Origin of the sequence: Anabaena sp. WFMT, from assembly GCF_051781005.1 — a bacterium.
Taxonomy (GTDB): Bacteria; Cyanobacteriota; Cyanobacteriia; order Cyanobacteriales; family Nostocaceae; genus Anabaena.
In genome coordinates, this window is sequence record NZ_JBPWOA010000007.1 from 1 (window position 1) to 5,371 (window position 5,371).

3 protein-coding genes and 1 pseudogene are annotated in these 5,371 nt (G+C 44.9%); 2 read left to right on the plus strand and 2 right to left on the minus strand.

Annotated features, from left to right (window positions below; translation table 11 throughout):
* Positions 1 to 161 precede the first annotated feature (161 nt).
* Positions 162 to 572 (plus strand): hypothetical protein, encoded by a 411-nt coding sequence (locus ACSQ6I_RS07030; protein WP_438889667.1) that lies wholly within the window; start codon positions 162 to 164, stop codon positions 570 to 572.
* 9 nt (positions 573 to 581) lie between these two features.
* On the opposite strand, the gene ACSQ6I_RS07035 is transcribed toward ACSQ6I_RS07030, so the two are convergent.
* A complete protein-coding gene (locus tag ACSQ6I_RS07035) occupies positions 582 to 2,270 on the minus strand; it encodes an AAA family ATPase (RefSeq protein ID WP_438889668.1) in 1,689 nt (562 codons plus the stop codon).
* Entirely contained in the window at positions 2,270 to 4,990 is a 2,721-nt protein-coding gene (locus ACSQ6I_RS07040; RefSeq protein WP_438889669.1) for a TnsA endonuclease N-terminal domain-containing protein, read from the minus strand. Before ACSQ6I_RS07040 ends, ACSQ6I_RS07035 begins: the two co-directional genes overlap by 1 nt.
* 86 nt (positions 4,991 to 5,076) lie before the next feature.
* Between ACSQ6I_RS07040 and ACSQ6I_RS07045 the strand changes: the two are divergent.
* Positions 5,077 to 5,371, plus strand: a pseudogene (locus ACSQ6I_RS07045) (hypothetical protein); the annotation flags it as partial.

Genomic DNA, 5,371 nt, shown 5'->3' on the forward strand with positions numbered 1-5,371 from the left:
TGTGACTTGAACGAAAAAATGGGCTTTTAGCTCACGTTATGCTTCACAAAGCAGATGTCCATTTTATGATTCGCAAAGATAGTGAGAGTAGAAAATTTCTTTTTCCATGTAATACACGGAAGAAATTTGTTAACCTAACGGTGTATTACATGGAAAGGGTTATGCTGAAACGGGATATCCAGGGGAAATTCACCCTGAAAAACGATGATTATCGTCAAGTCCGCTCATTGAGACTAACAGATGACACATGGAAAGCATTGGGCATAGCTGCTGAATGCTTAGGAATAACAAGAGCAGATTATTTAGAAGAAATAGTAAAAAGTAACAACCTACCAAGTAATACATGGGGAGAAGAAGACCCCGTTCCGTGTATTACACGGAAAAATAAGAATCAAGATCAACAACCTGACATCGCTCAAGAGCATACACCGACACTGCCTAACATGAAAGAACTTGAAGCTTTACATGACCAAGTATTACAGGAACTAAAATTAGGTAAGCAAGCCCCAGGATACAAAACAACCCAAAAAGCTCTTAACCAATTCATCACTCTATTGAACAAAACATTGTAAATTTTATACCTACTCCCCAACCTTATCTCGTTGTGGCTTGCGTTGTCCGACACTCCTACGCCCATTTTTCTTAGGAACTGCTTTAACATTGTCAGACTCAGTTGTTAAAGATATTACCTCAATCTCAGAACTAGGTGTATATTGTGGCATTTCCTCTGAAACTACAGCAGTATTCTTCTTTTTGCGCGTTTGTCTCTTCTTGGGTGGGGTTTGCACGAATGCTATCTCCGTAACAGAACTGGATATATTCTGTGTCATTTCCTGAGAATTCTGTGTAGTTTCCGCTACTACCACAGGAGATTCCTTCTTAGAGCGAGTTTGTCTCTTCTGAGGCTGAGTTTGTACCTCTGCTACCTCAGTCATAGAAGTTTGAGTATCCTGCGTCATTTCTTGGACGTTCTGTGTAGCTTCCGTAACTGCCACAGGAGATTCCTTCTTTTTCCGAGATTGCCTCTTCTTAGGTTCTGGGCTACCAGCTATTGCTTCTGAAGTAGGAATAGGAGTATTAGCCTGTACCGTCTCCTTCTCAGAACGTTTTTTCCGAGTAGATTTAGAGGTAGCAGTAGAAACAGGTGCAACAGTAGACTTTCCCCCCGGCGATAAATCCACAATCCCACCAGGAACCGAAGTCGAAGTCATCCCCATTTGTAACAAATGCCATAAATGTTCACGGCGACTTTCCATGTAAGAAAGTTTTTGTTCCCCCTCAGTCGCCTCTATCGCCATCCGTTCACACTGAGCAAGAGAAAGAGTATGTTCATGCAACCGCTCCAAAGTCAGCGTATCACAGCCATCATGCAACGCCGCCGCCACAGCCCGAATTAACCAATCCTTCAACACACCCACACAACCAATAGAACGCTCATAAAAATAAAACCAATGCTGCATCAAAGCCGGAATATCAAGCTGAAGGGGAACTTGCTTGAACAGCGCCAGTAAAACTCCCTGAAAATCCTGCCTATCTGGTTCATGTTGAAACAAATAACGGGGAAAATGGATATCCAACCCCCGGCGTGATGCCTGTCCACTTAAATTGCGAAAACTCAAAAGTTCATACGTGCCAATGAGAATATGCAACACACCAGTCACATTCGTCATGGACTTAATCCAATCCAACTGGTCTAAAAGCTTACCACCACTAGCTCCACTACCAATCTTCATTAAATGCTGTGCCTCATCCAAAATCACAGCCTTGACACCACGTTTACTCATCGCCTCTTCCAAAGCTTGACGTAGTTCAGGAGAATCATTGAATTGTGTCGTTTTACTGCGTCCACGCCCCTTTTTCTCCCAAGTCTGCTCGGCATCAATATCCACCATCATTCGCCGCTCGTAGTATGGTTCTCCCAACAACCTCAGTGCCGTGCGGTAATAATCAGCCCGATTAAACACCCCGCCGTCAGGAGGTCGTGTTTCTACCAGTAACAGTGGTATTGGAGAACCATTACCATTGCGATAGCCTGCTTCACGAAAACCATTCTGGTCAACAGTAGTCCCATTTAACCGTCTAGTAATTTGGCGAATCATCGTCGTTTTTCCCACCCCGCTCGGTCCATACACTAGGACATGAGCAAACCCCGCAGGTTCACGAATCGCACCCATGAGCAACATATCTACTTGCGCCAACTGGGGATGAGATATCGCATATTCCTTGAATTGGTTGAGTTGGGACTGTGCCTCCAAAGAAAAGTTCTCCATTATCTGTATTCCTCAAAGACAGGCAGTTTTGTGATATCCAACTTTTGGATATTTTCAGTTTTATGAACTCTGGAGACATCTTCACCGTTTGACTTGTTGATTGGGGACTTTGGTATAACTTGAACTTGGGTGACTGACGATACCTCATAAAAATGGGACGTTAAATTTTCCAGTACACTTTTGGCTTCCAAATCCCGTAATCTTTGCAGTAGCAAGGTTTCATGTTCTTGCGCTGAGGCAATAAAATCTGCTAGGCGTTTAGCTGAGATATTCGTACCCTGAGAATTACGCTTGTCCTTTTGTCTGATTTCCTCTGCGGCTAACAGCACTTCTTTCTCTGTGCGTCCCACAAAGGTGCTGTAATACTGGGAGATACATTTAACCCAGCGTCCCTCTAGGTAGGCATAAGCTACACCCATATCAAAAGGGTCATAACGCACGGGGACTTTAGTTTTTTCTACTCCCGGATTGCGGAAAGCATCATTCCAGTAATAGAGATAATTGACTTTAATTCCCTGTCCGGGTTGGATTAAAGCCGTTCCTTTGGCTGTACTGGGGCGTGTGGACATGAGGAAGTCTTCGTTGTAGGCAATGTGTCGGTGTTCTCGTTCTCCTGCAATCAGCAACCCGTCGGTATAAACTTGTAATGGTGTTGTCCCCAAAGAATCATGATCTAAGTTGTCATAGATGGAGTAAGCCCACTCGGTTAGGTAGGTATATAAATCTGCCAATGTCCACACGGCAAGTTGTTTGGGGTCAACAGATGAAGTAAGTTGCCTTGGCTGTTTGCTGGCTTGGGTGTTGCCCAAGAGGTTGTAAACAAACTCGGTATTTGTTGTGCCAAATAATCGTTCAATGACTGAACCAAAACGCGGTTTGCCACCAGGTCTGGTTTTTTTGATGCAGTGATAGCGTGCTAGTAGGGTGTCAAAGTAGAGGCTATGAAATTCTTTGCCTCCATCTACGACTACGGCTTGGGGAAAACGACCAAATCGCTGGACACAAGACCGTAGTGCCATCATGCAAGACCTGTAACTGGGTGGGTCAAAGGTGAGATAAAGGGCGAGGATACGTCGGGAATAGGCATCAATGAGTAATGTCAGCCAAGGTCTTCCTAAGTTCCGTCCTGTAGCTTGGGAGCGTAGTTCGATGTCGAGTTGGGTGTGGTCAATGTGGACGATGGCAAAGGGTCTGTCTCCATGTCGGGGTGTGGCTTTGGTTAGTTCTAAGATTGTTGGTTCTGTTGAGTATGCGGTTTTTGCTCCCTGACGTTTTTTGGTTTGTTCGTGGATTGGTCGCTGTTTGAGGCGGTGATAAAAGGTACGAGAACTCAGGGGTTGTATATTTAATTCGTTGCAAGCTCTGACATATAATCTATATACTGAAGCGGCTGGTGCTTGCCTTGGTGTCTCAAAGTGTTCGGTAATAAATTTATCGAGTAATTCACTTGATTGGTTTGGTGCTTTGGGGTGACGATTTCCTCGATTTTTTGCCCGTGGTAGTAAACCAACATAACCGCAACCATACCTGGCTTCGGCTTCTCGAAACTGTTTTACCCATCGTTTCAGGGTGCTTGGAGCTATGTCGAGGTAGATGTCTGTGTGGCGCTGGATATAGGCTTGTACTAGATGAAATCGGCGATTTGCTTGGCTGAGGTCGGTTGGAGAAGCGGCATCCATGAGTGCCTGGACTGCATCATTGATGGTTGCTTGTTTTTCTGAGTTCTGGATTTTGATGCTGCCGCTTTCCAATAGTTGCAGGAAATATGCTGTTGGTAGTTGGATGGGTTGTCCAATTTCGGGTAGGAGTGTGGTGGTGGTTTCGCCAATATTTACTAATGTCCAGGGCTGAGAGTCCCATAGCAGGGTTGTGTTTGGTAGGAGTGCTGTGGGTGGGGGTATTGGTTGATGATGTTGCTGTGTTGTTAAGGCTAGATGTGTGTAGGCTTGATGGGTTTGTTGGTCTAGATATAGCTGTACTCGCCAGTGTTCTACTAGGGGTACGGCATACAGGTCTACGTAGAGTTGCTCTGTGGCTATCATGGCGTAGATGTCGTTGGCTCTGACTCCGGGGATTGAGGCAAGTGTGGCGGTTATGGTGATTCCGGGTTGGGCTTGGACTGCGGTGAGTATTGGTTCTGTGATGGTGTGGGGGATGTTGGTTTTGAATCTCAGGTAGTCTTCTAGGAAGATGAGGTTTTGGGTGAAGATGGGATGCAGTTCGCTATCGGTGCGGATATGGTATTTGAGTCCATAAGATTCAGCATGGGCTGTTCCCGGTGGGCTGTGCCATTTCCCGTCGGCAGTTTTTTGGTAGCGTCCAGGATATTTTTCGGCTAGTCGTTTGAGTTCGGTTTCGGTTTTCCATTCTTCCCAGGCTGCACCATCAGTTCTCAACACGAAGAAGTCTGGGGTATGGTAGTGACCTATTTTGCGTCCTGTTTTGTTGTGGTACTGGATTTTGAAGGGGGGTGGCTGGTCGTAAAACTCTAATACTTCCTCTTCGTGTTCCATTTGGTAGATTGCCCACAGTTCTACGGTGTGGCTTTCAAATTGGATGGTTTGACCCATTTTCCGGCTGGGGTAAACTCCGCTGACGTTTTTGGCGCGTCCTTGTACACGGCGTGAGGGTGGGGCTGACCTGATTGTGGCAATTAGGTCTTTGGTTTGTGCCGTTAGTTGCTGTTGGTAACACCATTGGTCAAATTCAGAGGAGTTCATGGAACTAGAAGATGATAGGTGTGTGTTTGGGTTTCTTTTTTTCTTGACTCTTCCTAAAACCCTATATCTAAAGACAGTTTTGGGGTTTGACTACACAAGTCTATATTACTGATTACGGGGGAAGTGAAGCATATCTTGGTTATTTTGAATCATATCTTTGGACGAAAGTTGAAATTTGTGCTGCTAAAAGCTGGTTGTTTGTCGGGATTTTGTCCACTGGGGTTTTTTCAACTCATGTTCATATTATGGTGCAGAAAATCTACTTTGGTTCATTATTTGTTGCAAAGTTTTATTTCGCTTTTTCCCGTAAGGCCTATTTTGTCGTTACTTATGGCTCATTTTATGGTTCACAACTTAGCCCAGGTTATGGTTCAAGTCATA